Raw genomic sequence first — 23,583 nt, forward strand, 5'->3', positions numbered from 1 at the left:
CCGCCAGGCGCCTCTGCCGTCGGCTGGAAAGCCAACAGTGGCGCTGGCGAGCGCATGAACGAATCAGGCCGTTGTATGGAGGATACTGCCGTCTGGCGTTTTTAGCTGGTGTGGCGAGGCGGGATGGTCAATAATGCCGGCCGTCTCTCAATACCCCTAAAAGATGTATGAAAAAAACGATTTTTTCACTGGCGCTGGGCACTTTCGGACTCGGCATGGCGGAATTTGGCATTATGGGCGTGCTGCCGGACATGGCGCGCGATGTCGGAATATCCATTCCCGCCGCCGGCAATATGATTGCCTGGTATGCCTTCGGCGTGGTGATCGGCGCACCGATCATGGCGTTGCTCTCCAGTCGGTTTTCGTTGAAATCGGTGATGCTGTTTCTCGCCGCCCTGTGCATTCTCGGCAATACCCTGTTTACCTTCTCCAGTAGCTACGCCATGCTGGCGCTAGGCCGGCTGGTTTCCGGGTTTCCCCACGGGGCGTTCTTTGGCGTCGGCGCGATTATCCTGTCGAAAATCGCGCCGCCAGGGAAGGTGACCGCCGCGGTGGCCGGGATGATTGGCGGCATGACGATCGCTAACCTGGTGGGCGTCCCCGGCGGCACCTGGCTTGGGCATCACTTTAGCTGGCGCTATACCTTCGCACTTATCGCGGTGTTTAACGTCGCGGTGTTTCTGGCCATCTGCTGCTGGGTGCCCACGCTGTATGACCGGGCCAGCACGCGGCTGCGCGAGCAGTTCCGTTTTCTGGCTTCCCCGGCGCCGTGGCTGATTTTTGCCGCCACCATGTTCGGTAACGCCGGGGTGTTCGCGTGGTTCAGCTATATCAAGCCCTTTATGCTCAACGTCTCCGGCTTTGCCGAAAGCCGGATGATGCTGATTATGATGCTGGCGGGGCTGGGTATGGTGGTTGGCAATCTGTTCAGCGGTAAAATTTCCGGGCGCTACAGTCCGCTGCGCATCGCGGCCATGACTGACGGGGCGATCGCCGTGACGCTGCTGCTGATCTTTGCCTTCGGGGAGCATAAAGTCGCTTCGCTGACGCTGGCGTTTTTCTGCTGTGCCGGGCTGTTTGCCCTGTCGGCGCCGCTGCAGATCCTGCTGCTGCAGAACGCCAAAGGCGGCGAGATGCTGGGGGCGGCAGGGGGGCAGATCGCCTTTAACCTCGGGAGCGCCATCGGCGCCTTCTGCGGCGGAATGATGATTGCCCAGGGGTTCGGCTGGAACAGCGTGGCGCTTCCCGCCGCCACGCTGTCGTTTCTGGCGATGAGCGCCTTGCTCATCTACGGTCGCCATCAGCGCCGACAGGCTTGCTAACGACGCTTACTCACGCCAGGGTTCGCCGAGCGTCAGCATCAGCCGGTTGGCCCAGGCGAAAAAGGCCGCTGACTGCAGCAGATCCAGCTGGGCCAGGGTATCTAAGCCCTGCTCATCAAGCGCAGCCAGATGGCTGGCTTTCAGCGCGGGCGGCGTCACCGACAGCGCGGCGGCGGCATCGATCTCCGCCTGCCAGCGCGGCGACTGCCCGCCGCGCAGATCGTCTCCCGGCGTCACCGCCAGCAGCGTGTCGACGGCGGTCTCGTCCTTCGCCAGCTGCGCCGCTTTGCGGGCATGTACCGAGGCGCAGTAAATACAGCCGTTGATTTTACTGGCCACCGTGGCGGCCAGTTCACGTTCGGCGCGCGGCAACCCCCCTGGGGTATAGAAAATGCCTTTATCAGTCAGCGTCCGCTGCTCCAGCACCGGCTGGTTGCGCGCCAGCAGGCGGAAGTAAGGCGAATCGCTATGGCCATATTTTGCCAGGATCGCCTGTTCTTCAGGGCTAAATTCCGCCAGCGGTTTATCCGCCAGCCAGGGTTCCCAATGCAGTTCATCACGGGTGAAACGCACCGGGGCCGCTTTGCCGCTCTGAGTTTGTGGGGTGGTGTGCCAGTACCCGGCCACCACCGGTGTGTCGGCGCTGACGATGGGCTGATGGTTGAGCGCCCGCAGGCCCAGCAGCAGGCGGCTTTGGAAGCCGATAAAGGCCACCAGCTGCGCCAGGGTGACGATGCCCCGCAGGCTCCAGCCTGCTTTTGTCAGAGCGTGCAGCGCGGCGGGGGTCGCTTCGACAGGAGTGAAGGTCAGCAGGCGGGCAAAGGCCAGCGCCGGAACCAGACGGTCCGTGGTCGGGTCGGCAAGGCCGAAGCCGGCATAGTGCGCCGCCAGCGCGTCCGCCTGGTGCAGTTTCGCCACCTTCGCGGCCACGGCGAAGCGTTCATCAAGAGGAAAGTCAGTATCCTGCTGGCTGAACAGCACTTCATAACTTCCCTGGGCGTGACGGGTGGCGGCGTCGCGGACTGCGCGCGCCTGATCGAGCGGGGAGCCGATGGCGATCTCCGCCAGTTCGGCCAGAATATCCTGACTCAGCGTCATGGTGACTCCTTATCTGATGTGGGGGGCAATATGCTGAGCGATCAGCTCAATGGAACGCAGCGTATCCCGGTGCGAAGGCTCCACCGAGTGCACCTGAAACGAAATATCGGTAGCGCGGGCCAGCACGCTGTCTTGCGCCAGGGAGGCGATAACATGCTCAGGATCGCCGACGTGGGCATCCAGCTGCTGCAGATAGTCGGTGACACTGTCACCTTCTATCCGATGACCCGCTTCCCGGTGCTGTGCCGCCTGTTTGCGCAGGCCGGGTTCGGCGACCTGCAGGGCGTGGGCGTGGCTGTCAGCGACAAAGGCGGTGCGCGAGGCGAGGATCCGCGGCGCAACGCCGTCCGGCAGCGCCGACAGATAGGCGTCGATGATCGGGTTCTGAATGGCGTCCAGCGGCAGGCGCGGCTCACCGGGCGGCCGGGGCTGCGTGCGGGACAGCATCAGCCCGTGTCCCGCCTGACCGGCACGGATGGCGCCCTCCACCGAGAAGGTGGCGATCCAGATTCGCGCCGCCAGCTGCGGCGCCGGCGGATAGAGATGGTTGTCAGGGTGGCTGAGGGTGTCGCCGCGCCAGGCGCTGTGGATCAGGTACAGATGGTCGGCAAACACCGCTCCGCGCTGCTCGCTGGTCAGGCCGAAGGGCAGAAATGAGGTTGGCGTGCCGCCGGAGCCAAACCCCACCTCCAGACGCCCGTCGGTGAGTAAATCCAGCACCGCCGCGTCTTCGGCGACGCGTAGCGGATTTTCCATCGGCAACGTGATAATCGCTGTACCGAGACGAATGCGGTCAGTCTGCGCCGCCACGTGGGCGAGAAACACCAGCGGGGAAGGCAGGCCGCCTTCCTGTTCATGAAAATGGTGTTGGGCAATCCATGCGCTGTCGAAGCCGACGCGCTCCGCGTGGCGGATCTGTTCGGCCGCCAGCCGGTACCGCGTTTGCGCAGAGCCCTGATCGAGCAGACGGGTAAAAAAGCCGAGGCGTTTAGGCATTATGCGTTCTCCGTATAGGGCTGCGCTAAGCGGGGGGAAACCTGGGGGATAGCGGCGATCAGCTCGCGGGTGTAGGCCTGCTGCGGGGCGGCGAACAGGCGGCCAACGTCGCCATGCTCCACCACCTGGCCGGCGCGCAGCACCGTGACGCTGTCGGCAATCCGCCTCACCGTCGCCAGATCGTGGGTAATGAACAGATAGCTCAGACCAAGCTGCTGCTGTAGCTGCTCTAGCAGGGCGAGGATCTGCGCCTGAACGGTGACGTCGAGCGCCGAGGTCGCTTCGTCAAGGACCAGGATCGCCGGCTCGAGGATCAGCGCCCGGGCAATCGCCACCCGCTGCCGCTGGCCGCCGGAAAGCTCCCGCGGCGTCCGCGACAGCAGCTCCGGGGCCAGTGCCACCCGCGCGGCGACGCTCTCCACACGCTGGCGACGCGTCGCCGCGCTGAGGCGCTCAAAGTTTTTTAATGGCTCTTCGATAATCGCGAACAGCGTCTGGCGCGGGTCGAGCGAAGCGAAGGGGTTCTGATAGACGAACTGGATTTTGCGCCGCAGCTGACGCTGCGCCTCGCGGCTAAGATGCCCGGCGTCAATACCGTCGATGGTCACCTGTCCGGCGTCGGCGCGCTCGAAGCCCAGCAGGATCCTCGCCAGGGTGGTTTTCCCGGAGCCGGACTCGCCCACCAGCGCATGGGTGCTGCCGCGCCTGACCTCAAAGCTGACGCTGTCGAGCGCCTGCAGCGCCTGTTTGCCCAGCGAGAAGCGTTTGCTGATCCCGTCGACGCGAATGGCCGGCGTGGCCAGCGGACGAGGACGATCCGCCGTCAGCCTCAGCGGCGCGTCCTGCAGATCGCGGAGCAGCTGGCGGGTGTAAGGGTGCTGCGGACGCCGGACAATCGTCTCGGTGGCGCCTTGTTCCTGAATCTCGCCCTGGCGAAACACCATGATCCGGTCGGCGCGTTCGGCGGCCAGCGCCAGATCGTGGGTGACAAACAGCACGGCGGTTCCCGACTCGCGACGCAGGATATCGAGCAGGTCGAGAATGCGCTTCTGCACCGTGACGTCAAGGGCGCTGGTAGGCTCGTCGGCAATAATCAGATCCGGCTGCAGGGCAATGGCGATGGCGATCAGCACCCGCTGCTTCATCCCGCCCGACAGCTGATGCGGGTACTGGTCAAGACGCTGTTCCGGGTGGCTGAGCCCGACTTTAGCGAGCAGGTTGAGGACCTGCTGCCGGCGTTCGGCGGCGGAGAGGGATTGATGCAGTTGCAGAATCTCTTCCACCTGCTGACCAATGGTTTTTACTGGGTTAAGCGAATTGCCTGGGTCCTGCGGCACCAGGCTGATGCTCACTCCGCGCAGGCGGTTCAGGCGTTTTGCCGACCAGTCGCTAATCACTTCGCCATTGAGAATAATTCGCCCGGCGTCGCGGCGGGCATTATCCGCCAGCAGGCCGATAATCGCCTGCGCGGTAGTGGTTTTCCCCGAGCCGGATTCTCCGACGAAGGCCAGCATTTCGCCGCGCTGAATGGAAAAGCTGACGTTATGCACCACTTCGCGCCATTCGCCCCGCGAGCGGTAGCTGATGCGCAGATCTTCAACAGACAGAACGTTCATGGGCGTACTCCACTCCACTGGCGGCTAAGACGATTGGCGGCAAGGACCACCGCGACCACGGCGAGGCCGGGGAAGGTGGTCAGCCACCAGGCGGTCGACAGGTAATTACGACCTTCGGCGATCAGTAATCCCCACTCCGGGACCGGCGGCGGGGTGCCGTAGCCGAGGAAGCTGAGGGTGGCCAGAGCCAGCATCGCCTGACCAAACTGCAGCGTTGCGAAGGCGAGCACCGCGGTGAGCGAGTTGGGCAGGATATGACGCCAGAAGATGGCGAGAAAGGTGCCGCCGCTGCCCCGGGCCGCTTCGACGTAATCGCTGTGGCGCACGCGCACCACTTCCGCCCGCGCCAGGCGCGCGAAGCTGGCGATAGCCGCGACGCCGACCGCCACCGCCGCATTCACCGTGCCAAAACCCAGCAGAATGATCACCGTCAGCTGCAGCAGCAGCGAGGGGATGGCCAGCAGGACATCCACCAGGCGCATGAGGGTGGATTCCACGCGTCCGGCCAATGCCCCGGCGAGGGTGCCAAGGGCGGTGCCGACCACCAGGCCGATGGCGACGGCGATTAGCGCCGCCGACAGAGAATGTACCGCGCCGTAAACCACCCGCGTCCACAGGTCGCGGCCCAGCTGGTCGGTGCCCAGCCAGTAGTGCGCCTGCGGCGCCAGGCGCTGAGCGCCGGGGATCCCTTCCAGCGGGTTAGCGGAGGTAAACCACTGTGGGGCAAGGGCCATTAACAGGGCGGTGATCATCACCGCCCACGCCAGCCACAGGCCTGGCTGCAGACGCACTCTGCGCCACTCCGGGCGGCGGCGAACCGCGATGGCATAGTCGACCAGGCTCATTTCACACCTCCGGTCTGTAATTGGAGTCGGGGATCCAGCCGCGGCATGACCAGGTCGACCAGCAGGTTGATCAGGACGAAACCGAGGGCGGAGATCATCACCACCGCCTGCAGCACAGCAATATCCTGGTTATTGACCGCCTGCTGGGTCAGCTGCCCGAGGCCGCTGCGGCCGAAGACGGTCTCGGTGATCAGCGCCCCGGCAATCAGCTCGCCCAGCAGCAGCCCGGCTATGTTCAGCGCAGGCAGCAGGGCGTTACCCATCACATGGCGCCAGAGGACGCCGGTTTCGCTCATTCCCTTGGCGCGGGCGACCGCGACGAAGGGCTGAACCGCCACCTGATCCATGCTGCGCATCAGGATCTGCGCCAGCGGGGCGGAGATGGGCAGCGCGACGGCGATAACCGGTAAAATCAGCCCTTCCAGCGGACCGGGGTTGATCACCGGGATCCAGCGCAACTGAAACGAAAAGAGCTGGATCAGGGCGATACCCAGCCAGAAGGTGGGCAGCGAGATAAACAGCACCGGCAACGACTGCAGGAGGTTGCTCAGCCAGCGCAGCCCCGGCAGACGCGAGGCGAAGGCGAGGGTGAACGCCAGGATCACGGCCAGCAGGAAGGCCGGCAGGGCGAGGCTTAAGGTATCCGGCAGGTTGCTGGCAATCAGGCTACTGACCGCCAGACCCGCCTGCAGGGAATAGCCAAAGTCGCCGTGCAGCATTGCCAGCAGCGTGTGCAGGTACTGGCGCCACAGCGGGCTGTCGGCGCCGTAGGCCAGCCGCATGTCGGCGATTTGCGCCGGGCTCAGACCGAGGTCCGGGTTCTGAAACTTGATCAGCACCGCATCCCCTGGCAGCACCTGCAGCAGGAAAAAGGTGAGGGTAAAGGCCGCCCACAGGACCAGCAGCCCCTGACCGAACCGTCGCAGAAGATAAGCGCTCATATCCGGCCTCTTAATGTTTATCCAGCCAGGCGCTGTAGAACGACGGACGACCGACGGCCTCGAAGCTGACGCCTTTCACCCAGGGCGCGCCGGCAAACACCTGCGGCTCTTCGAAAATCGGGATCACATAGGCGTTATCGATCAGATAGCGCTGGGCATCGCCGGTTAACTGCAGGCGCTGCTGTGGCTCCACCGCCGCGGAGATGCCGGTCAGCAGATCGTTCAGCTTATCATCGCGGAAGTGCTGTACTTTATCGCTGGAGCCGCCTTTCTGCAGCAGCGCGTCGCGGTTGTTGGGGAAAAACATGCTTTTTACCACATCCGGATCGGCGCGGCCCACTTCCGAAACGGTGAGCGGCGTTTTCTGCGGGTCGAGGTTGTCAAGCGTACGGCTGCCGGCATCCCCGGCTTTGACCGTTAACGCGACTCCCACCTGGCGCCATTGCTGGGCGATCAGCTGCAGCACCTCTTTATTCTGCGGCTGCGGGAGCGACTCATAGACCGTCAGCGCCAGCCGCTGCCCGTCTTTGCTGCGAATCCCGTCGGCGGCCGCTTTCCAGCCGGCCTCATCCAGCAACTGCCGGGCTTTGGCCTGGTCGAAGGTCAGTTTATCGCTCAGATTGACATAGCCGGCGGCAGAGCTGGCCAGCACGGAGGTGGCTTGCGGGTAGTTAGCGGAGAACAGCGTCTCCACCACCTGTTTGGCGTTGGTGGCATGGAGCAGGGCCTGGCGCACCCGCAGGTCGGCGACCAGAGGGTTATCCGGGCGGAAGCTCAGGCTGTCGTTGACCCCGCGGGTAGGGGCGGCGTAGACCTTAAATCCCTGATTGGTCGCCTGCTTTTCATCGTAGGCCTGCACCTGGCGAATAAAGCCCGCCTGGCCGGCCAGCAGCGCGCCGATGCGCACGCTGTCTTCCGGGGTCACAATATAGGTGATGCCGTCGAGGTTGGCGGGCCCCTGCTGGGCGATGTTTTTCGGCCCCCACTGATAATCCTTGCGCGCCACCAGCGTCAGCTCGCGGCCCGGTTTTTCATCCTGCACCACAAAGGGACCGGAGCCGATGATATGCCGGGCATCGCCCAGCTCCTCAAAATTGCGCTGCAGGGTGCTGAGGGACACCAGACCGGAGCCGATGGTGGCGGTCCCTTGCAGAAAGCCCGGCGACGGTTTGTTGAAGTAAAATTTCACCGTCAGCGGGTCGATCACTTCGCTGCGCTGGTAGTTATTGATCACCTCCGAGACAGGCAGGCGGTGGGCTTTATCGCCCAGCCCATAGGTGTCGAAGTTTTTGGCGACGGCGGCGGCATCCACCGGCGTACCGTCCGAGAAGGTGACCCCTTTGCGCAGGTGGAAAGTGTACTCGGTTTTATCGGCATTACTGGTCCAGCTCTCGGCGATCCACGGCTCAATCTCCAGCGTTTTCGGGTTCTGCCAGGTCAGCTTGTCGGTGATCTGATTGAGAATGCCGCCGTTTGGATAAAAGCCGCCGGCGGGTGGATAGAGATTGGTGTGCGGTTGCTGCTCCAGATAAATTAAGGTACCGCCTTTAACCGGCGTGTCGGCGGCCCAGACGGAAAAGGCGCCGGAAAGAAACAGCGCGGCCAGCGCGGGCAGGCGAAAATGACGATGCATGGTGAATTCCTTTGTTATCTATTGTGTTGCCATCATCGGGCGCGGCTAAAAACAAAGGAACCAAGGAATTGCGCTAAGCATTTGCGGAAATTGCATTTACTTTTCAAGGCGGGAAGCGAGGGGAAGCGCCTCTCCCGGGCGGGAGAGGCGCTGGCGATTAGCTACGCAGATCGATAACCATACGGCCGCGGATCTGACCCTGCTCCATCTCTTTAAAAATGGCGTTGATATCTTCCAGCGGGCGCAGGGTGACTTTCGGCACCACTTTGCCTTCGGCGGCGAACTGGAAGGCTTCCACCAGATCCTGACGGGTACCGACCAGCGAGCCGACCACTTCGATGCCGTCGAGCACCAGACGTGGAATATCGAGGCTCATTGCTTCCGGCGGCAGGCCTACCGCCACCACGCGGCCGCCGGCGCGAACGGCATCCACCGCCGAGTTAAAGGCCGCTTTAGCAACCGCGGTCACCACGGCAGCATGCGCGCCGCCGGTTTTTTCCTGAATCACTTTCGCCGCATCTTCATTGCGCGAGTTGATGGTCAGATCGGCGCCCATCGAGGCCGCCAGCTCCAGCTGGCCGTCGTTGACGTCGATGGCGATCACTTTGGCGTTAAAGACATTCTTGGCATACTGCAGCGCCAGGTTGCCCAGGCCGCCGAGGCCGTAGATAGCGATCCACTGGCCCGGTTTGATGTGGGAGACCTTAACGGCTTTGTAGGTGGTGACCCCGGCGCAGGTGATGCTGCTGGCGGCGGCGGAGTCGAGGCCGTCCGGGACTTTAACCGCGTAGTTGGCGGTGACGATGCACTCTTCCGCCATGCCGCCGTCGACGGTATAACCGGCGTTTTTCACCGAGCGGCACAGCGTCTCGTTGCCGCTGTTACAGTATTCGCAGTGGCCGCAGCCTTCGAAGAACCACGCCACGCTGGCGCGATCGCCCGGCTTCAGGGAGGTGACGCCAGGGCCGACTTTTTGTACTACCCCGATCCCTTCATGACCAAGAATAACGCCGGTTTTATCGCCAAAATCGCCGTTTTTCACGTGCAGGTCAGTATGACACACGCCGCAGCATTCCATTTTCAACAGCGCTTCGCCGTATTCCAGCGGGCGCAGCGTTTTTTCCGTAACGTTAACCTGATGGTCGTGGGTAACAACAGCTGCCTTCATGCCTGTCTCCTTGTGAGGGGAATGATTAATTTTATTAATGCAATACTACCTAATAAGGATTAGACGCTATGGGGAAAAAAACAAGGCGCTTTAGTACAGGATGTGGTTTTTTGCTACAACGATAGCACAAAATTCAGACAATACCTCTAATTTTGGTAGGTAATAATAGCGTCACTGAATGGTCATGTTTTCTTCATCACTCAACACTATTGTTTTGCGCATCAATTTCTTATAACAACAGAGTGATACAACAATGCATCTGGTCAAAACGCTCCTCACTGCCGGTCTGCTTTTTTCCGCCGCCGCACAGGCTCACAATGTGCTGGAATTCCCGCAGCCGGAAAACAATCCCGAAGAGTTTTACGCGGTTACCGAGATCCCGGCTGGCGGGATCATTAAGTATGAAACCGACGCCAAAACAGGATTTATCATCGCCGACCGCTTTCAGTCGATGCCGGTGGCTTACCCGGCAAACTACGGTTCATTAACCCAGTCGCTGGCCGGGGATGGCGACCCGCTGGACGTGGTGTTTTACACCCGCGCGCCAATGGCCCCGGGCACGCTGATTAAGCTGCGGCCGATAGGCGTCCTTAAGATGGTAGACGGCGGTGAGAAAGACGACAAAATCATCGCCGTGCCGGCCAGCAAAATTGATCCCACCTATGACGACATCAAGACCATCGCCGATCTGCCGAAAATCGAGCAGCAGCGGCTGGAGGCCTTCTTCCGGGTCTATAAAGAACTGCCGGAGGGGCGGAAAAAGGTCGAGCTGGCCGGGTTTAATGATGCCGCCGCCGCGAAGCAGGAGATCAAATCGGCCTGGGAAGCCTGGAAGGGGAAGAACCCGCAATAATATTCATCGCGGGCGCAGTCCGGCGCCCGCAGCATTCCATCATCCGATACGCTACCCAGCCGTACTGGAGGGTTTATCCTCTTGACGCGTCCTGCGATAGATGGTTGCATAATACAACTATATCTTGATCTGGACGCATCGCTATGGCTGACACCTCCTTAATCCAACAGATCCGTACCGCCTCACGGTTAATGGTGCGCGAGCTCGGTTTTATGAACACCACGCTGGCCGCCACCCACTATTCGCCGTCGGCGGTGCATACCCTGCTCGAAGTGTCGGTGAGAGGGGCGATGACCGCCGCCCAGCTGGTGACTTTGCTGGGCCTGGAAAAATCGAGCGTCAGCCGGATGGTTGCCCGTCTGCTGGCGGCCGGGGAGCTGGAGGAACGTCCCTGCGCGGAGGACGCGCGGTCTAAATCGCTGGCGCTGACCGCCAAGGGGCACGATACGGTGGCGATGATCAACGCGTGGGCTACCCGCCGGGTGGTGGAGGCGTTAGGCCATCTGGATGAGCCGCAGCAGCGGACCGTCGCCAGCGGACTGGCGGCCTATGCGCAGGCGCTGGCGCAGTGTCGGGATACTGCGCTGGCGGATACGACCCCGCAGATTTCGCTGGTGACCGGCTATCAGCCGGGGATGATCGGTCGGATAGCCCAGATGCACGGGGAGTATTACGCCCGGTACCATGACTTCGGCGCTTTTTTTGAAGGCAAGGTCGCCAGCGGCGTGGCGGAATTTGCCACCCGGCTTTCCTCGCCGGCCAACCAGATCTGGCTGGCGATGCGCGAGGGGAAGATTGTCGGTTCGGTGGCGATCGATGGCGAGGATCTCGGCCAGCAGCAGGCGCATCTACGCTGGTTCATTCTCGATGACAGCTGCCGGGGAACCGGCATTGGCAGGCGGCTCCTCAGTGAGGCGATGGCTTTCTGCGATAGTCGTCAGTTCAGCGCCGTTCAGCTGTGGACGTTTAAAGGTCTGGACGCGGCCCGCAAACTGTATGAGTCCTTTGGCTTCACGTTAACCCGCGAATGGCAGGGGGATCAGTGGGGAAAGGTGATGACCGAGCAGCAGTTTACCCGGCCAGGCAACGCCGGCTAAGGGCGGGGTGCCTTAGCCGGCGGGGGGGGCGAAGATTACCCCAGTTGATTAAGCAGCCGGGCGATCTCCTCTCGCCACTGCGCCTGCAGCGCAGGCTTTTGATGTTTCGGCTTACGGGCCATGTCGTCCGCCAGCCATTGCTCCAGAGCGATCAGGCGCGCCAGCAGCGCTTCTTCATCATCCGCCGCGAGTGACGGCTCCTGAGGTGAGGAGGCCACTGTCGGGGTGGAGGGCTGCGCCTGCAGACGGGCATAAACCTCTTCCAGACTGTGCCACTCCGTTAGCCCGGCGCTGTCGATCAGCCAGAAGCGGTTACAGCTTTCGCTAATAAGCTGGCGGTCATGACTAACCAGCAGCACGCCGCCGGGGTAGTCGCGGAGCGTCTGCGCCAGCGCCGCTTTGCCCTCCATATCAAGATGGTTGGTGGGTTCATCCAGCAACAGCAGGCTGTAGCGCGCCAGCGACAGGCCGACGAACAGCAACCGCGACCGCTCACCGCCGCTGAGGGTGTTGACCTTCTGACCATGCCTCGCCCAGCCAAATCCAGCGGCGATCAGCGCCCGTTTCCGGGTGTCCGCCGACGGGGCGAACGGCGTCAGGGCGTCAAGCAGGCTGGCATCGTCCGGCAACTGCGCCAGCGTCTGGTCGTAATACCCGGGGTGAAGCCGGGGGTGCAGACGCAGCCCCGGAAGAGGCGATGCGTCGTTCATCTGCTGCCACAGCAGGCGCAGCAAGGACGATTTACCGCCGCCGTTGCGCCCCATGATGGCCACGCGATCTCCGCTGCGCAGTCGCGCCACGCCGGTGGTAAACAGGGCCGGCAGTCCCGGCGCGGGGGCCACCGGCAGCCTGTCCATCTCCAGCAGGCGGTCCGCCGGCAGAGCGTCCCCTTGCAACACCAGGCGCCACGGCGGGCCGACGCTGAGCTCAGTCTGCTCGTCTTTCAGGCGGGCGACCTGCTTCTCCATCTGTTTGGCTTTGCGGGCGAGATCTTCGTTGTCATACACCCGACCCCAGGTGGCCAGCCGCCGAGCGCTGGCGCTGACCCGGTCGATCTCTTTTTGCTCGGCCTTATGACGTAATGCGGCGCTTTCATCCTGCTCCTGCAGTGCCTGACGGGCAGCGCTGCAGGGTAAGGCGAAGCTGTGCAGCGTCTGGTCGCGAAGGATCCAACTGGCATTAGTTACAGCATCCAGTAAGGTGTTGTCATGTGACACCAGCACGAAGCTCCCCTGCCAGGTTTGCAGAAAGCTTTCCAGCCACAGCAGGGTGGGCAGATCGAGATGGTTGCCGGGCTCATCCAGCAGCAGCAGGTCAGGCTGGCGGATCAGCGCCCGGGCCAGCAGCAGGCGCGTGTGCTGCCCGCCGCTTAGGGTGCTGGTTTGCTGCGCCATCACCGCCGGCGTGAATCCCATCTGCGCCAGCAGACGTTCGGCCAGCCAGCGCTGGGCTTCCCGGGCGTCGGCGGGTAACGGGGCCAGCACCGCCTGAAGCAGTGACTGCGAACGCAGCGCCTCCGGCAGATGCTGTTCAACGCGGGCCATCAGACACTGACCGGCGAGCGAGACGCTGCCCGAGGTGGGCGCGAGGGTGCCGTCCAGCACCTGCAGCAGGGTGCTTTTGCCGCAACCGTTATGGCCAATGAGACCGATACGGTCGCCTTTCTTCAGAGTGAAGGAGAGGGTGTTAAACAGCGGCCCAAAAGCCGTCTCCACGTGGAGCGCATGGGCAGTTAGTAATGTACTCATAGTCAACTTACTCAAGAGTTACAGGCATGCGAATGCCTCGTCAAAACTCGCTGACGATAACCCGGTAAGCCGGAGAGAAGGGATTCTGTGAAGGGTCTTCGCTCAAGCCAAAGTTATCGCAGCACGATACCGATAACGCTTGAGCTGGCGCCATTGCCTAAGGCATGTGAAACAATAAACATTTCACAATACAGCATGGGGGGCCTCCTTTTATATTCAGTTAGTGAATGGGTGATGGCAGTGTAGTGGGGAAAGGAAAAATGCGCCAGTGACAAAACTGGCAGGGGGCGAGCGCGGCGCCCCTCAGAGTTTAGCGTACAAAGGGAAACCAATACGCTTTTGCCAGTACCGCTTCGGTCAGGGTATTAGCGTCAGTTATTTTTTGGCACTGGGCTTCGAGGACATCAGGTTTACCCTTCGGGAACCAGCGTTGAGAAATGTAAAGCGTCAGGAAAACAGTTTCACGTGTTTGCTCACAGTGATAGGCATTTTTAATGTTATCAATTCTTCGGAATCCATATGGGTCTCTGTATTCTATGTAAGTTTCATAGTGGGATCTGGATTCAAAATAATTATCTGGTTCCATGCTTGCCCAGACAATACTGAGATAATGCTTATCATGAAGGAAGTAACGATAACGGGTTGTCTCTCCACCGGGAATAACGCCGGGGAACAATCCAAAAAAGATGAAAATCAGCAAAGATAGCATAACGGGAATAACCGGATGACGCAGTTTACGATGCGTTGATTTTCTCGTTGATAACAGCCAAATCAACGGTATAACGAGTGAGCAGAGAATAGCGACAAACGGTTTATAGAAGGTGTACAGACTATGTTCGATAAGATCACCAGCAACGGCATCATATGAACTGATTTCAAAGGGGGAATGCAGTGTTTCACCACTCAGTGAACATAAGCCATAGACTAACCCTGTTATTCCTGTCAGTGCTAAATATAAAATGATCATCCTATTCGTCATATTTTTTGTCGCAACCTGGTGGGGCATATTAACGTTCCTTGTTTGTCTTAGTAGTGAGAATCATTGAAAGTATTATCATTGATTTATTTAAAAAATAATGGGAAACCAGCGGGCGTGGTCGCGGGTATATTCCGTCATCGCCTGGGGATCCTTTATCGCCTGGCAGGGGGCGTCGAGAATATTCGGATACGCATCCGGATACCAATCTTCCTCGGTGGTTAAGGTAAAAAAGCGAGACTCCCGGTGGGTTTCACAGGTATAGGCGTTTTTAATATTGTCGGCTTTGCGATATCCCTTGGGATTGCGATATTCGATATACACTTTGTACTCAGAACGGGTACCCCGCCACGCGCCCGGCTCCGGTTTCTGCCAGCGGACCGTCTGGTAGTAGCGCTCCCGCTCGCCGTAGCGATAGACGGTGGTCTCCCCGCCGGGAATAAGGTCGGGCTTCAGGAAGAAGAACATCAGCCCCGCCAGCAGCAGTAACACCGGTGGGAGAGTGTGGGTCAGCAGCCGCGGCGCCCGACGGTTAACCAGCAGCAGCCACAGCAGCGGCGGGATCAGGCTGACGATAACAGCGAAGAGGATTTTCGCCGGCGTATAGAGTTCATGCACCGACACCTCGCCGGCTTTTGCCGCATAAAGCGCCTGCTTATCGCCGAAATACCAGTACTCGCCGTGAAAGGCGCTAATGGCGCTCACCAGCAGCAGCCCGCTAAACAGCCCCAGCCAGACCCGTAATAGCGGTTGCAGAACGATTTTTTGCTGGCTCATTTAGGCTGCCTCACCAGGGAGAGGGGCGATCGGGCGGGCAATCATGATTGCCGTGTCGCTGAGCGCGTTCAGATCGTTTACCGGAGCGCACTGGCGAGCCATGACCTGCGGATCGCGGTCCGGAAACCAGCCCTCATTGAATGACAGGGTGTAAAACTGGGTATGCCGCTGCACTTCACAGCGCCAGGCGCGGCGAAGATTGTTTCTGTCGATAGGCCAGCGGGGATCTTTCGCTTCAACAAAAATCTCATATTTAGAGGGCTGAGTGATACGTTGGTTAGAATTTGTCTTCATCCAGAAAATAGCAGTGTAATAAACGTTGTGTTTCCCGTACTGAATACTGGCATCCCGTCCGGGGGTGACCTCCGGATGGAGGAAAATAAAGGTCCCGGCGGTAATCAGTACCATCAGCGGGAATAGCGGATGCTGTATCGGCCGCCAGGGAATATTACGCACCGCCAACAGCCAGACCAGAGTCAGAAATAACACGTAGAGCAGGGCGAAGAAGAATTTACTCGGCGTATAGATGACGATATCCACCAGATCGCCGGTAGCGGGCTGATACTGCTCAGCGCGCGGGGTGAGCATCCACATATCGCCGCCAGAGAGGCACAGGCCGGCGATGATGGCGATACTACCCGTGAGGAGTAAGACAATCCGGATCAGAATAGCCTTCGCTTTATTCGCGTCAGGGGTTAATTTTTGCATTTCACATTCCGTTGTGAGGGGGTGAGAAACAACTATTTTGCACAGCGGAGGGCGCGCGGCAAATGCTATCCGTTTTCTATTTTTACGATAAATGAATATGGGCGGAAAAGGCGTTTCTGTGGTGGGAAATATTATCCGGACGCTATTAATAACCGGGCCGATCGTTCGGCCCGGTGAGCGCGATTAAATTGAGGTGCGGCGGTAATTACGATATTCCGGCAGCCAGAAATTATCGCTGATGGACTGCAGCAGCGCTTCTGCGGAGGTTTTCACCGCCACGCCCTGCTCCTGAGCCACCTTACCGACCGCGAAGGCGATCGCCCGCGAGACGGTCTGGATATCCTTCAGCTCCGGCAGCACCGGACCTTCACCGTTGTTCACCAGCGGCGAGTGTTTCGCCAGGGTTTCGCTGGCGGCCATCAGCATCTCGTCGGTGACCCGCGACGCGCCGGAGGCGATCACCCCCAGACCAATGCCCGGGAAGATATAGGAGTTGTTGCACTGGGCGATAGGGTACTGTTTGCCTTTGACGGTAACCGGGGCAAACGGACTGCCGGTGGCGACCAGCGCCTCGCCGTCGGTCCAGCTCAGGATATTCTGCGGCGTGGCTTCCACCCGTGACGTTGGGTTGGAGAGCGGCATCACGATTGGCCGCGGGCAATGCTTGTGCATCTCGCGGATAATCTCTTCCGTGAACAGCCCCGGCTGACCGGAAACGCCGATCAGGATGTTCGGTTTCACGTTGCGCACCACGTCGAGCAGGGAGAGCACATCGTTAGTGGTATCCCAGCCCTGCAGATGTTCGCGCTTCTGCACCAGCTTGTTCTGGAACGGCAGCAGATTAGGCATGCCGTCGGTTAACAGGCCAAAGCGGTCAACCATGAACACACGCTGGCGGGCCTCTTCTTCACTGAGTCCTTCGCGGACGATCTGGGCGATAATTTGCTCGGCGATGCCGCAGCCGGCGGAGCCCGCCCCGAGGAAGACAATTTTCTGTTCGCTCAGCTGGCTGCCGGCGCCGCGGCTGGCGGCGATCAGCGTCCCGACGGTCACCGCCGCAGTGCCCTGAATATCGTCGTTAAAGGAGCAGATCTCATTGCGGTAGCGGTTGAGCAGCGGCATGGCGTTCTTCTGCGCAAAGTCTTCAAACTGCAGCAGCACGTCCGGCCAGCGGGCCTTAATCGCCTGGATCACGTCGTCAACGAACTGGTAGTACTCGTCATCGGTAATACGCGGGTGGCGCCAGCCCATATACAGCGGATCGTCCAGCAACTGCTGGTTGTTTGTTCCGACGTCCAGCACGATGGGCAGGGTGTAAGCCGGGCTGATGCCGCCGCAAGTGGTGTACAGCGACAGTTTGCCGATCGGGATCCCCATCCCGCCGATGCCCTGGTCGCCGAGGCCGAGGATACGCTCGCCATCGGTCACCACAATCACTTTGACGTTATGGTTCGGGACGTTCTGCAGAATGTCGTCAAGATTATGGCGATTCTGGTAGGAGATAAAGACGCCGCGGGCGCGACGGTAAATCTCGGAGAAACGTTCGCAGGCGGCGCCTACCGTCGGGGTATAGATAACCGGCATCATCTCTTCGAGATGGTTGCCAATCAGGCGATAGAAAAGGGTCTCGTTGGTGTCCTGGATGTTACGCAGGTAAATGTGTTTGTCGATTTCTGTTTTGAATCCCTGATACTGGATCCATGCGCGTTCCGCTTGCTCTTCGATGGTTTCAACCACTTCCGGCAGCAGGCCAAGAAGGTTGAAACTGCTGCGCTCTTCCATACTGAAGGCGCTGCCCTTGTTGAGCAGGGGGAATTCAAGCAGAACGGGACCCGCGTAGGGGATGTACAGGGAACGGTTTTTCTTATGGGTAAATTGCATCGCACTAACTCCTTGATCGTGTCCACAGTCCCGGCGCGGCGATAAGCGAAGGGCGGGTGGAAAAGCAGCGGGCAGAGTATAGAGCAGAAGGTCTTCAAGCGGGTAAACAAGCCGTCAATTGCCATAAAAAAACACCATCCTGGCAACAGGACGGTGTTGTTTATCATCACTCAGGCTGAAAATTAACCACCGCGGCGTTTGCGGCCGGTAGCATGGATATGGTTGAGGGTGGTTGCTTCATCGCCTTCCAGCACCACTTTTTTCTGCTGGGAAAGCTTGTAGTTCAGACCGAGAAGATGACGTGCCTGATGGTTCGATTTCATTCTGACTCCTTTATCCTGTTCTGGTTTCAAGGGCAAACCCGGTGGTGACCGGATGAAATGTAACCCAAAGTTGGCCGCACGTTTTTTATGCGGCCACAGGTAGGGTGGTCCATTTTCAGGGCAATAGCAACCTCAGTGCGCCAGATTAAGAACAGTCTCCCTCGCGCAGCGCCGGCGTTACCACTTCATCTCGCCGGTATTAACTTTGGCGCTGAGCTCCAGCGAGCTGGTTTCCGCCAGCCCTGGCCACTGTGTCTCCATTGCCTTGATCACCCCGGCGGAATCCTTATGTGTCTGCAGCGCTTGCTCAAACTGCTGGAGGTAGGTTTTGGTAAAGCGCACCGCGCTGTCACCCTCCGGCGGCGTGCCGAGGTAATGTCCCGGGATCACCTGCTGCGGGTGCAGAGCAATCATCTGGTCCAGCGTAGTGCGCCACTGCTGTCGACTGGCCGGCGTCTGGGTGTCGGCGGTCCAGAGATGCATGCCCCAGGCCACGCCGGTGCCGCCGAGGATCGTTTTGTTCGCCCGGATCCAAACGAACGCCGCGTAGTCATGGGGCTGCATAATCGTCACTTTTTCGCCATCGATGGTAAAGCTGTTGGCTTTCAGCGCCTGCGGGACGTATACCTGCGTCGGCGCACCGTCTTTCATCTGTGGTCCCCAGTACGCCAGCTTTGCCGCTTTGGTGGCTGCAATATGTTTAACCACTTCCGGCGTGGCGACCACTTCCGCCTGCGGGAAGGCTTTCACCAGCGGCTCAAGGCCAAAATAGAAGTCAGGATCGCCGGAGGTGATCACAATCCGCGACAACGGTTTGCCGTTTTTCTTGATCATGTCTACCAGCTTTTCGCCGTCTTTGACGCTGAACTGGGCGTCAAACAGCACCGCTTCATGCGGGCCAGAAACGAGGGTGGAGTTGACGGCAAAAAGACCTTTCTCCTGAGGGTTGTAAGTCTGCAGCGTCAGCGGCGCCGCGAAGACCGCGCCGCTGAACAGGGCGGTGGCAATAGCAAGAGCAGATAATTTCATGATTCATTCTCAATGACAGGGGAATGCGTAGCATTGTACGGATTTCGCCATTTGATAGAATTCCTGAAATAAGAGATGCTGAGTTTCATAAATCGTGCAGATAAAGGGGGCGTGATGGACAGGGTAATTGCGGCGCAGGTGTATCTGCGAATTTGCGAACTGGGAAGCCTCAGCGCCGCGGCGCGCGCGCTGGGGATGTCGCGCCCGATGGTCAGCCGCTATCTGGAACAGATGGAGAGCTGGGCCGGCGCCCGGCTGATCCATCGCTCAACCCGGCGGCTGACGCTGACCCCGGCCGGGGAGAAGGTATTGCTCAAGACCCGCGGCCTGACGCGGATCGCCGATGAAATCGCCGGCGAACGCCAGCGTGCCGACCCCAGCGGCACGCTGCGGGTGGCGTGCGCGCATTTTACCGCGATGCAGCTGATCTCCCCGCTACTGCCGGATTTTCTTGCCCGTTATCCGCTGTTGCGTCTGGAGCTGGATATCAATAACCATCCGGTCAGCCTGATCGGCGAGCGCATCGACGTGGCTATTCGCATTACCGATAATCCGGAGGCGGGGGCTATCGCTCGCCGCCTCGGCGTGTGCCGGTCGCTACTCTGCGCTGCGCCGCGCTGGCTCCGCCAGCATGGTCCGCTGACGACCCTTGACGATCTGCAACAGCATAACTGCCTGTTATACAGTCATTTTGCCGGTCAGCGCTGGCAATTCAGCGATGCACAGGGTCAGGAGGCGTCGGTGGCAGTGAACGGTAATCTGAGCGCGGGGATCTCTTCCTTACTGCTGGAGGCGGCGGTCGCGGGGTGCGGCATCGCGATGCTCCCCGAACTGGAGGCGCGGAGCGCGATTGCCAGCGGCGCGCTGGAGGTGGTGCTTCCTGACTGGACGCCGAAGGCGCTGAGCGTTTACGGCATCTATCTTTCCCGCGACTATCAGCCCGATGGGCTGCCGCTGTTTCTGGATGCGCTGCAGCGACGTCTGGGAAAAACGCTCGCCGATGCCTGAGCACTGACGCCGCCTTCAGCGGCAGCGCCGGCGGGCGGTTGCCCTGCCGGAAAGCCGAGGATCAACCTTACTCATTACCCCACTGATTAAGGAAGTTGGCGATATCGTCAATACGGCGTTCGTCAATGGCCGCCTCGCGGGCCATCTCCTGCTGCGCTTCTTCATCAATCTCTTCGTTGTTGGTTAATCGCGCAATCAGCAGCTGAAAATAGCGCGCCAGCGCATCGCGTTCCTCATCCTTAACCGGGGCAGCCGCTTCGGTCTCGTATTCGTCCACGATGTCATAAAATTTCAGGGGAATGTCGTTACTCATCTGTCGTCCTCAGGATTGGCGTCAGGGCCGGGGTTAGCGCACAGCGGCGGGCGAGTATCATAGCACGCAGCCGGTAGGCTGCAGCAGAGGAAAAATCGCCGCGGCGGCGAGGCGAGAGGGCAGATATCGCTCCCCGGGGGACGGAGGGTAAAACCGGCGCGCGATGCCGCACGCCGGTCTGCCAGGAGGCTTAGACTACCCCGTCTCCACCGTCAGAGCACCACACCTGGCCGGAGGTATATGAGCAGGCATCGGATGCCAGGGTGACGTACAGCGGGGCGATCTCGACCGGCTGCCCCGGACGCCCCATCGGCGTGTCTTTGCCGAACTGTTTCACTTTCTCGTCCGGCTGACCGCCGCTGGACTGCAGCACCGTCCAGTAAGGGCCGGGGGCTACGGCGTTAACGCGAATGCCGCGTTTTGCCACCTGTTTGGCCAGCGATTTGGTGAAGATCGCCAGGCAGGCTTTGGTCTGGGCGTAATCGAGGAGGATCGGACTGGGTTTATAGGCCTGCACCGAGGTGGTGTTGATGATCGCGCTCCCGGCCTGGAGATGGGGCAGCGCGGCGCGGGTGATCCAGAACGGCGCGTAGACATTGGTCTTAAAGGTGGCGTCAAAGTCTTCGGTGGTCAGCTCCTCAAGGGTCTCACAATATTGCTGACGTCCAGCGTTATTGACCAGGATGCTCAGGCCACCCAGCTGTTGCACCGCGTCGGCCACCAGCGACTGACAGAAGGACTCGGAGCGAATATCCCCCGGCAGGGCCACCGCGGTGCGGCCTTCGGCTTTGATCAGAGCGATGACTTCATCGGCGTCCTCTTGCTCCTCCGGCAGATAGCTTATGGCGACATCGGCCCCTTCGCGGGCAAAGGCGATCGCCACCGCGCGGCCAATGCCGGAGTCGCCGCCGGTAATTAGCGCTTTCTTACCGGCCAGCCGCCCGGTGCCGGTGTAGCTGGTTTCCCCATGGTCCGGTGACGGCTCCATTTCCGCATCCAGACCCGGCGGGTTCTGTTCTTGCTCCGGGAACTCCGGACGTGGAGCCGTCTCTTCTGGCAACATGGAGGTGGGTAGTTTCTTCATGGGCGGTTTTTCATCTTGCATAGTCATCTCCTTCAGACAGAACGGGCCAGCTGTAAGGATAGGTCAGGTTCCCCCATCGCCAGACCCCGGATGACTCACCCAGGGCCAGTGAATGGCCGCGAAACGACGCATTGTTATTCCTTAACCGACTGATCCCCGGCGTATTTAAGCAAATAGCGCTGCGTTATCATTGCCGGGGATAAATTAGGATTATTCCATCATGATTTAATGCAGGCTGGCTATTTTATTTGCTGCGCGGCGGAGATTTTTTAAAGGCGGAGAGGGAGACGACGTGAAAAGGGGAATAATAGGGTAATCCGCTACGCATGGATAATAATGGCATACCTCTTTGGTGTTAATTTTTGGAAGGGTGGCAGCCCGGGATTAGTAGAAACATTTATTCATCAGATTATTTTCATTAGTTTACAAACGTGAACCAATGTCCACAGTACAGTTCACAAGGTACATATAACCCAAAGCGAATAAGGGAGTTGCGTAAAAATTAATTTTTATTGCCGCTTCGCTGTGGTTAATTTATTTTGTCGATGCGCTGGGTGATGGCCAAAATTAATTTGACTCCTGCGGGTATTCCTCTAGTGTTAGATATCGAGGGCGATGATTTGTAACAGGGTCATTTTCCATTTACCAACCGATATTGATCAAACCAAAGGTGAAAATTATGGCAGAGCATAGAGGCGGTTCAGGTAATTTTGCAGAAGATCGTGAAAAAGCATCCGAAGCCGGGCGTAAAGGTGGGCAGCACAGCGGCGGGAACTTCAAAAATGATCCTGAGCGTGCATCCGAAGCCGGTAAAAAGGGTGGTAAGAACAGCCATGGCGGCGGCCGTAAATCCGGCGACAGCTGATGACTGATGACCCGTGACGCCGTTATGACGGTGTCGGGAAAGAAACCTGTGGGCCTGTGGGTCCGCAGGTTTCTGTTTATTTGCAAACGCTTCCCTCAGCTATTGTCTATTCTCCGCGACGGGAAAAGAGGTGCAGAATAATTTAATTACAGCCATCTTAACAATTAAATACTGATTACCGCAACGGCATTGTGCCGGCGAAGCGCTAAGAGTGAGTAAATAACGGTTCGGAGCAATACGTAACAGTACTGCTTTTTATCGCTGTGCATAAGTAAGCTATTTTAAGCCTGGTGTCAATCGTCGGACGCCAGGGGCGGGTAGCAACACATCCGCTTGCTAAATATTGTTCAGATCTAAGGTAATAAAATGAAACTGACGCCGGTATTTATTAAGCGCTGTCATCTTGTGGCCGCCGTTATGTGGGTGGGCCTGGCGATACCCTCGTTAATCTGGTGGAAAGACAGCGTCCTGTGGGTCATTCTCATCAGTATTTATGCCAATATTGTTGGACATTTATCCGGATATAGCGCAGCGCGAGCTGACCAGGCGGCGGAAGAGAATGAAGATTCCCCGTCAAAATAAATAATTAACGATCAGAGGTGTATATGACGGATAGTGAAAATTACCACAACTGGCTTCGCGATGCCCATGCCATGGAAAAACAGGCCGAGTCACTGCTTATGGCCACCATCAGACGCCTCGATAATGAACCGCAACTGCGAACCCGCCTTGAACAACATCTTTATGAAACTCGTCGGCAACTGTCCGCTCTGCAGGACCTTATCGCCCGCAACCATATTTCCCGCTCGGCGCTGAAGGATGCGATGAGCCGGGTCGCAGCCCTGGGCCAGACTATCGGCATCATGCTACCCGGCGATGAGCTCATTAAACTCATTATCACCGCCTACGTTTTTGCCCATTTTGAGGTCGCCTGCTATACCGCTTTATTAACGGCGGCGAAGCGCGTGGGGGACCATAGTGCGATGCCGACTCTGGAAGGGATCCTTGCCGAAGAGAGAGGGATGGCTGACTGGCTGCTGCATCATCTGCCGGCGCTGACCGGACAATATCTGATGCATAACTCTCTGCCCGGCGTTGAGGCCGGACAATAAGCCGCCGGAGTCAATCATGGTTAAGCGCCACACCATCGCGATCCTCGCCACAGAGAAAGCGGTTCCGCTGAAATTAACCGCCAGGCAGCAGGCGCTGGTGGACGCGGTGGCGAACAGGGTGCCACCTGCAGAGCACGACCCCGTATCGCCAGTCGACAAAACGCGCACGAAAACCAGCAGGGCGCGCTGA

The 23,583-nt window shown here is 59.4% G+C and carries 25 protein-coding genes; 9 read left to right on the top strand and 16 right to left on the bottom strand.

Features of this window, described 5'->3' with window-relative positions; genetic code table 11:
* Window positions 1-167: 167 nt before the first annotated feature.
* Window positions 168-1,322 (top strand): MFS transporter AraJ, encoded by a 1,155-nt coding sequence (gene araJ / locus KHQ24_RS22400; RefSeq protein WP_053810337.1) that lies wholly within the window; start codon window positions 168-170, stop codon window positions 1,320-1,322.
* Window positions 1,323-1,328: 6 nt separating this feature from the next.
* Here the strand turns inward: araJ and KHQ24_RS22405 are convergent, their stop codons facing one another.
* The 7 genes from KHQ24_RS22405 to adhP all read right to left on the bottom strand — a co-directional run bounded on the left by KHQ24_RS22405 (window position 1,329) and on the right by adhP (window position 9,619).
* Window positions 1,329-2,420 carry an alkylhydroperoxidase domain protein gene (locus tag KHQ24_RS22405; protein ID WP_087812390.1) on the bottom strand — a complete coding sequence of 364 codons (1,092 nt, stop codon included), beginning with the start codon at window positions 2,418-2,420 and terminating at the stop codon, window positions 1,329-1,331.
* Window positions 2,421-2,429: 9 nt separating this feature from the next.
* On the bottom strand, window positions 2,430-3,416 hold the full coding sequence (locus KHQ24_RS22410; protein WP_064149955.1) for a putative FMN-dependent luciferase-like monooxygenase: 987 nt from the start codon (window positions 3,414-3,416) through the stop codon (window positions 2,430-2,432).
* Window positions 3,416-5,032, bottom strand: coding sequence for a dipeptide ABC transporter ATP-binding protein (locus KHQ24_RS22415; protein ID WP_017900523.1), 1,617 nt, complete (start codon window positions 5,030-5,032; stop codon window positions 3,416-3,418). The genes KHQ24_RS22410 and KHQ24_RS22415 overlap by 1 nt, the downstream gene beginning before the upstream one ends.
* Entirely contained in the window at window positions 5,029-5,877 is an 849-nt protein-coding gene (locus KHQ24_RS22420; protein ID WP_017900524.1) for an ABC transporter permease, read from the bottom strand. The genes KHQ24_RS22415 and KHQ24_RS22420 overlap by 4 nt, the downstream gene beginning before the upstream one ends.
* Window positions 5,874-6,818 (bottom strand): ABC transporter permease, encoded by a 945-nt coding sequence (locus KHQ24_RS22425; RefSeq protein WP_004202661.1) that lies wholly within the window; start codon window positions 6,816-6,818, stop codon window positions 5,874-5,876. The genes KHQ24_RS22420 and KHQ24_RS22425 overlap by 4 nt, the downstream gene beginning before the upstream one ends.
* A 10-nt stretch (window positions 6,819-6,828) precedes the next feature.
* Window positions 6,829-8,451, bottom strand: coding sequence for a TIGR04028 family ABC transporter substrate-binding protein (locus tag KHQ24_RS22430; RefSeq protein ID WP_211777475.1), 1,623 nt, complete (start codon window positions 8,449-8,451; stop codon window positions 6,829-6,831).
* Between the two features lie 157 nt (window positions 8,452-8,608).
* The gene (gene adhP / locus KHQ24_RS22435) at window positions 8,609-9,619 is read right to left on the bottom strand and encodes an alcohol dehydrogenase AdhP (RefSeq protein ID WP_004202657.1); all 1,011 of its coding nucleotides are present in this window, start codon (window positions 9,617-9,619) and stop codon (window positions 8,609-8,611) included.
* A gap of 253 nt (window positions 9,620-9,872) precedes the next feature.
* On the opposite strand from adhP, the gene KHQ24_RS22440 reads away from it, so the two are divergent.
* Together KHQ24_RS22440 and KHQ24_RS22445 are read left to right on the top strand one after the other, a co-directional pair.
* Window positions 9,873-10,472 (top strand): inorganic diphosphatase, encoded by a 600-nt coding sequence (locus tag KHQ24_RS22440; RefSeq protein WP_004202655.1) that lies wholly within the window; start codon window positions 9,873-9,875, stop codon window positions 10,470-10,472.
* 143 nt (window positions 10,473-10,615) lie between these two features.
* A complete protein-coding gene (locus tag KHQ24_RS22445) occupies window positions 10,616-11,569 on the top strand; it encodes a bifunctional helix-turn-helix transcriptional regulator/GNAT family N-acetyltransferase (RefSeq protein WP_211777476.1) in 954 nt (317 codons plus the stop codon).
* Between the two features lie 35 nt (window positions 11,570-11,604).
* Here KHQ24_RS22445 and KHQ24_RS22450 read toward each other — a convergent pair whose 3' ends face one another.
* From KHQ24_RS22450 to KHQ24_RS22470, 5 genes are all read right to left on the bottom strand, one after another.
* On the bottom strand, window positions 11,605-13,317 hold the full coding sequence (locus KHQ24_RS22450; RefSeq protein ID WP_211777477.1) for an ABC-F family ATP-binding cassette domain-containing protein: 1,713 nt from the start codon (window positions 13,315-13,317) through the stop codon (window positions 11,605-11,607).
* Window positions 13,318-13,627: 310 nt separating this feature from the next.
* Window positions 13,628-14,323 carry a hypothetical protein gene (locus tag KHQ24_RS22455; RefSeq protein ID WP_023318355.1) on the bottom strand — a complete coding sequence of 232 codons (696 nt, stop codon included), beginning with the start codon at window positions 14,321-14,323 and terminating at the stop codon, window positions 13,628-13,630.
* 60 nt (window positions 14,324-14,383) lie between these two features.
* Window positions 14,384-15,070, bottom strand: coding sequence for a hypothetical protein (locus tag KHQ24_RS22460; RefSeq protein WP_211777478.1), 687 nt, complete (start codon window positions 15,068-15,070; stop codon window positions 14,384-14,386).
* Window positions 15,071-15,778, bottom strand: a complete 708-nt coding sequence (locus KHQ24_RS22465; RefSeq protein ID WP_130971840.1) for a glycosyl transferase — start codon at window positions 15,776-15,778, stop codon at window positions 15,071-15,073.
* 183 nt (window positions 15,779-15,961) lie between these two features.
* The gene (locus KHQ24_RS22470) at window positions 15,962-17,659 is read right to left on the bottom strand and encodes an NAD-dependent malic enzyme (protein WP_004202648.1); all 1,698 of its coding nucleotides are present in this window, start codon (window positions 17,657-17,659) and stop codon (window positions 15,962-15,964) included.
* 78 nt (window positions 17,660-17,737) lie between these two features.
* On the opposite strand from KHQ24_RS22470, the gene KHQ24_RS22475 reads away from it, so the two are divergent.
* Window positions 17,738-17,845 (top strand): hypothetical protein, encoded by a 108-nt coding sequence (locus tag KHQ24_RS22475; protein WP_032425875.1) that lies wholly within the window; start codon window positions 17,738-17,740, stop codon window positions 17,843-17,845.
* On the opposite strand, the gene sra is transcribed toward KHQ24_RS22475, so the two are convergent.
* Complete coding sequence (gene sra / locus KHQ24_RS22480) at window positions 17,842-17,982, bottom strand: stationary-phase-induced ribosome-associated protein (RefSeq protein WP_004202647.1); 141 nt, start codon at window positions 17,980-17,982, stop codon at window positions 17,842-17,844. The two genes, KHQ24_RS22475 and sra, sit on opposite strands and share 4 nt — an antisense overlap.
* 177 nt (window positions 17,983-18,159) lie before the next feature.
* Window positions 18,160-19,011 (bottom strand): Vmh family MBL fold metallo-hydrolase, encoded by an 852-nt coding sequence (locus tag KHQ24_RS22485; protein ID WP_004202646.1) that lies wholly within the window; start codon window positions 19,009-19,011, stop codon window positions 18,160-18,162.
* Between the two features lie 114 nt (window positions 19,012-19,125).
* Between KHQ24_RS22485 and KHQ24_RS22490 the strand changes: the two genes are divergently transcribed.
* Entirely contained in the window at window positions 19,126-20,019 is an 894-nt protein-coding gene (locus KHQ24_RS22490) for a LysR family transcriptional regulator (protein WP_049116411.1), read from the top strand.
* A gap of 67 nt (window positions 20,020-20,086) precedes the next feature.
* On the opposite strand, the gene KHQ24_RS22495 is transcribed toward KHQ24_RS22490, so the two are convergent.
* A complete protein-coding gene (locus KHQ24_RS22495) occupies window positions 20,087-20,332 on the bottom strand; it encodes a YmjA family protein (RefSeq protein ID WP_004202643.1) in 246 nt (81 codons plus the stop codon).
* A gap of 190 nt (window positions 20,333-20,522) precedes the next feature.
* Complete coding sequence (locus tag KHQ24_RS22500; protein ID WP_004202642.1) at window positions 20,523-21,437, bottom strand: SDR family oxidoreductase; 915 nt, start codon at window positions 21,435-21,437, stop codon at window positions 20,523-20,525.
* Window positions 21,438-22,095: 658 nt separating this feature from the next.
* Here KHQ24_RS22500 and KHQ24_RS22505 point away from each other — a divergent pair.
* The 4 genes from KHQ24_RS22505 (at window position 22,096) to KHQ24_RS22520 (ending at window position 23,583) form a co-directional block, all read left to right on the top strand.
* Complete coding sequence (locus KHQ24_RS22505; protein ID WP_004143718.1) at window positions 22,096-22,281, top strand: general stress protein; 186 nt, start codon at window positions 22,096-22,098, stop codon at window positions 22,279-22,281.
* A gap of 366 nt (window positions 22,282-22,647) precedes the next feature.
* Window positions 22,648-22,863, top strand: a complete 216-nt coding sequence (locus tag KHQ24_RS22510; protein WP_004202641.1) for a hypothetical protein — start codon at window positions 22,648-22,650, stop codon at window positions 22,861-22,863.
* Window positions 22,864-22,886: 23 nt separating this feature from the next.
* Complete coding sequence (locus tag KHQ24_RS22515; RefSeq protein WP_032456113.1) at window positions 22,887-23,393, top strand: ferritin-like domain-containing protein; 507 nt, start codon at window positions 22,887-22,889, stop codon at window positions 23,391-23,393.
* A 16-nt stretch (window positions 23,394-23,409) separates the two neighbouring features.
* Window positions 23,410-23,583, top strand: a complete 174-nt coding sequence (locus tag KHQ24_RS22520; protein ID WP_048324343.1) for a hypothetical protein — start codon at window positions 23,410-23,412, stop codon at window positions 23,581-23,583.

Source organism: Klebsiella sp. 54 (assembly GCF_018223875.1).
GTDB classification, from domain to species: Bacteria; Pseudomonadota; Gammaproteobacteria; order Enterobacterales; family Enterobacteriaceae; genus Klebsiella; species Klebsiella quasipneumoniae.

What these genes read in the sequence shown, in the direction of transcription:
- KHQ24_RS22440 (WP_004202655.1), top strand. Translation starts at nt 9,873, where the DNA reads ATGCATCTGGTCAAAACGCTCCTCACTGCCGGTCTGCTTTTTTCCGCC.
- KHQ24_RS22460 (WP_211777478.1), bottom strand. Translation starts at nt 15,070, where the DNA reads ATGAGCCAGCAAAAAATCGTTCTGCAACCGCTATTACGGGTCTGGCTG.
- KHQ24_RS22415 (WP_017900523.1), bottom strand. Translation starts at nt 5,032, where the DNA reads ATGAACGTTCTGTCTGTTGAAGATCTGCGCATCAGCTACCGCTCGCGG.
- KHQ24_RS22420 (WP_017900524.1), bottom strand. Translation starts at nt 5,877, where the DNA reads ATGAGCCTGGTCGACTATGCCATCGCGGTTCGCCGCCGCCCGGAGTGG.
- adhP (WP_004202657.1), bottom strand. Translation starts at nt 9,619, where the DNA reads ATGAAGGCAGCTGTTGTTACCCACGACCATCAGGTTAACGTTACGGAA.
- KHQ24_RS22455 (WP_023318355.1), bottom strand. Translation starts at nt 14,323, where the DNA reads ATGCCCCACCAGGTTGCGACAAAAAATATGACGAATAGGATGATCATT.
- KHQ24_RS22495 (WP_004202643.1), bottom strand. Translation starts at nt 20,332, where the DNA reads ATGAGTAACGACATTCCCCTGAAATTTTATGACATCGTGGACGAATAC.
- KHQ24_RS22510 (WP_004202641.1), top strand. Translation starts at nt 22,648, where the DNA reads ATGAAACTGACGCCGGTATTTATTAAGCGCTGTCATCTTGTGGCCGCC.
- KHQ24_RS22520 (WP_048324343.1), top strand. Translation starts at nt 23,410, where the DNA reads ATGGTTAAGCGCCACACCATCGCGATCCTCGCCACAGAGAAAGCGGTT.
- KHQ24_RS22490 (WP_049116411.1), top strand. Translation starts at nt 19,126, where the DNA reads ATGGACAGGGTAATTGCGGCGCAGGTGTATCTGCGAATTTGCGAACTG.
- sra (WP_004202647.1), bottom strand. Translation starts at nt 17,982, where the DNA reads ATGAAATCGAACCATCAGGCACGTCATCTTCTCGGTCTGAACTACAAG.
- KHQ24_RS22505 (WP_004143718.1), top strand. Translation starts at nt 22,096, where the DNA reads ATGGCAGAGCATAGAGGCGGTTCAGGTAATTTTGCAGAAGATCGTGAA.
- KHQ24_RS22405 (WP_087812390.1), bottom strand. Translation starts at nt 2,420, where the DNA reads ATGACGCTGAGTCAGGATATTCTGGCCGAACTGGCGGAGATCGCCATC.
- KHQ24_RS22450 (WP_211777477.1), bottom strand. Translation starts at nt 13,317, where the DNA reads ATGAGTACATTACTAACTGCCCATGCGCTCCACGTGGAGACGGCTTTT.
- araJ (WP_053810337.1), top strand. Translation starts at nt 168, where the DNA reads ATGAAAAAAACGATTTTTTCACTGGCGCTGGGCACTTTCGGACTCGGC.
- KHQ24_RS22470 (WP_004202648.1), bottom strand. Translation starts at nt 17,659, where the DNA reads ATGCAATTTACCCATAAGAAAAACCGTTCCCTGTACATCCCCTACGCG.
- KHQ24_RS22485 (WP_004202646.1), bottom strand. Translation starts at nt 19,011, where the DNA reads ATGAAATTATCTGCTCTTGCTATTGCCACCGCCCTGTTCAGCGGCGCG.
- KHQ24_RS22430 (WP_211777475.1), bottom strand. Translation starts at nt 8,451, where the DNA reads ATGCATCGTCATTTTCGCCTGCCCGCGCTGGCCGCGCTGTTTCTTTCC.
- KHQ24_RS22410 (WP_064149955.1), bottom strand. Translation starts at nt 3,416, where the DNA reads ATGCCTAAACGCCTCGGCTTTTTTACCCGTCTGCTCGATCAGGGCTCT.
- KHQ24_RS22515 (WP_032456113.1), top strand. Translation starts at nt 22,887, where the DNA reads ATGACGGATAGTGAAAATTACCACAACTGGCTTCGCGATGCCCATGCC.
- KHQ24_RS22500 (WP_004202642.1), bottom strand. Translation starts at nt 21,437, where the DNA reads ATGCAAGATGAAAAACCGCCCATGAAGAAACTACCCACCTCCATGTTG.
- KHQ24_RS22445 (WP_211777476.1), top strand. Translation starts at nt 10,616, where the DNA reads ATGGCTGACACCTCCTTAATCCAACAGATCCGTACCGCCTCACGGTTA.
- KHQ24_RS22425 (WP_004202661.1), bottom strand. Translation starts at nt 6,818, where the DNA reads ATGAGCGCTTATCTTCTGCGACGGTTCGGTCAGGGGCTGCTGGTCCTG.
- KHQ24_RS22465 (WP_130971840.1), bottom strand. Translation starts at nt 15,778, where the DNA reads ATGCAAAAATTAACCCCTGACGCGAATAAAGCGAAGGCTATTCTGATC.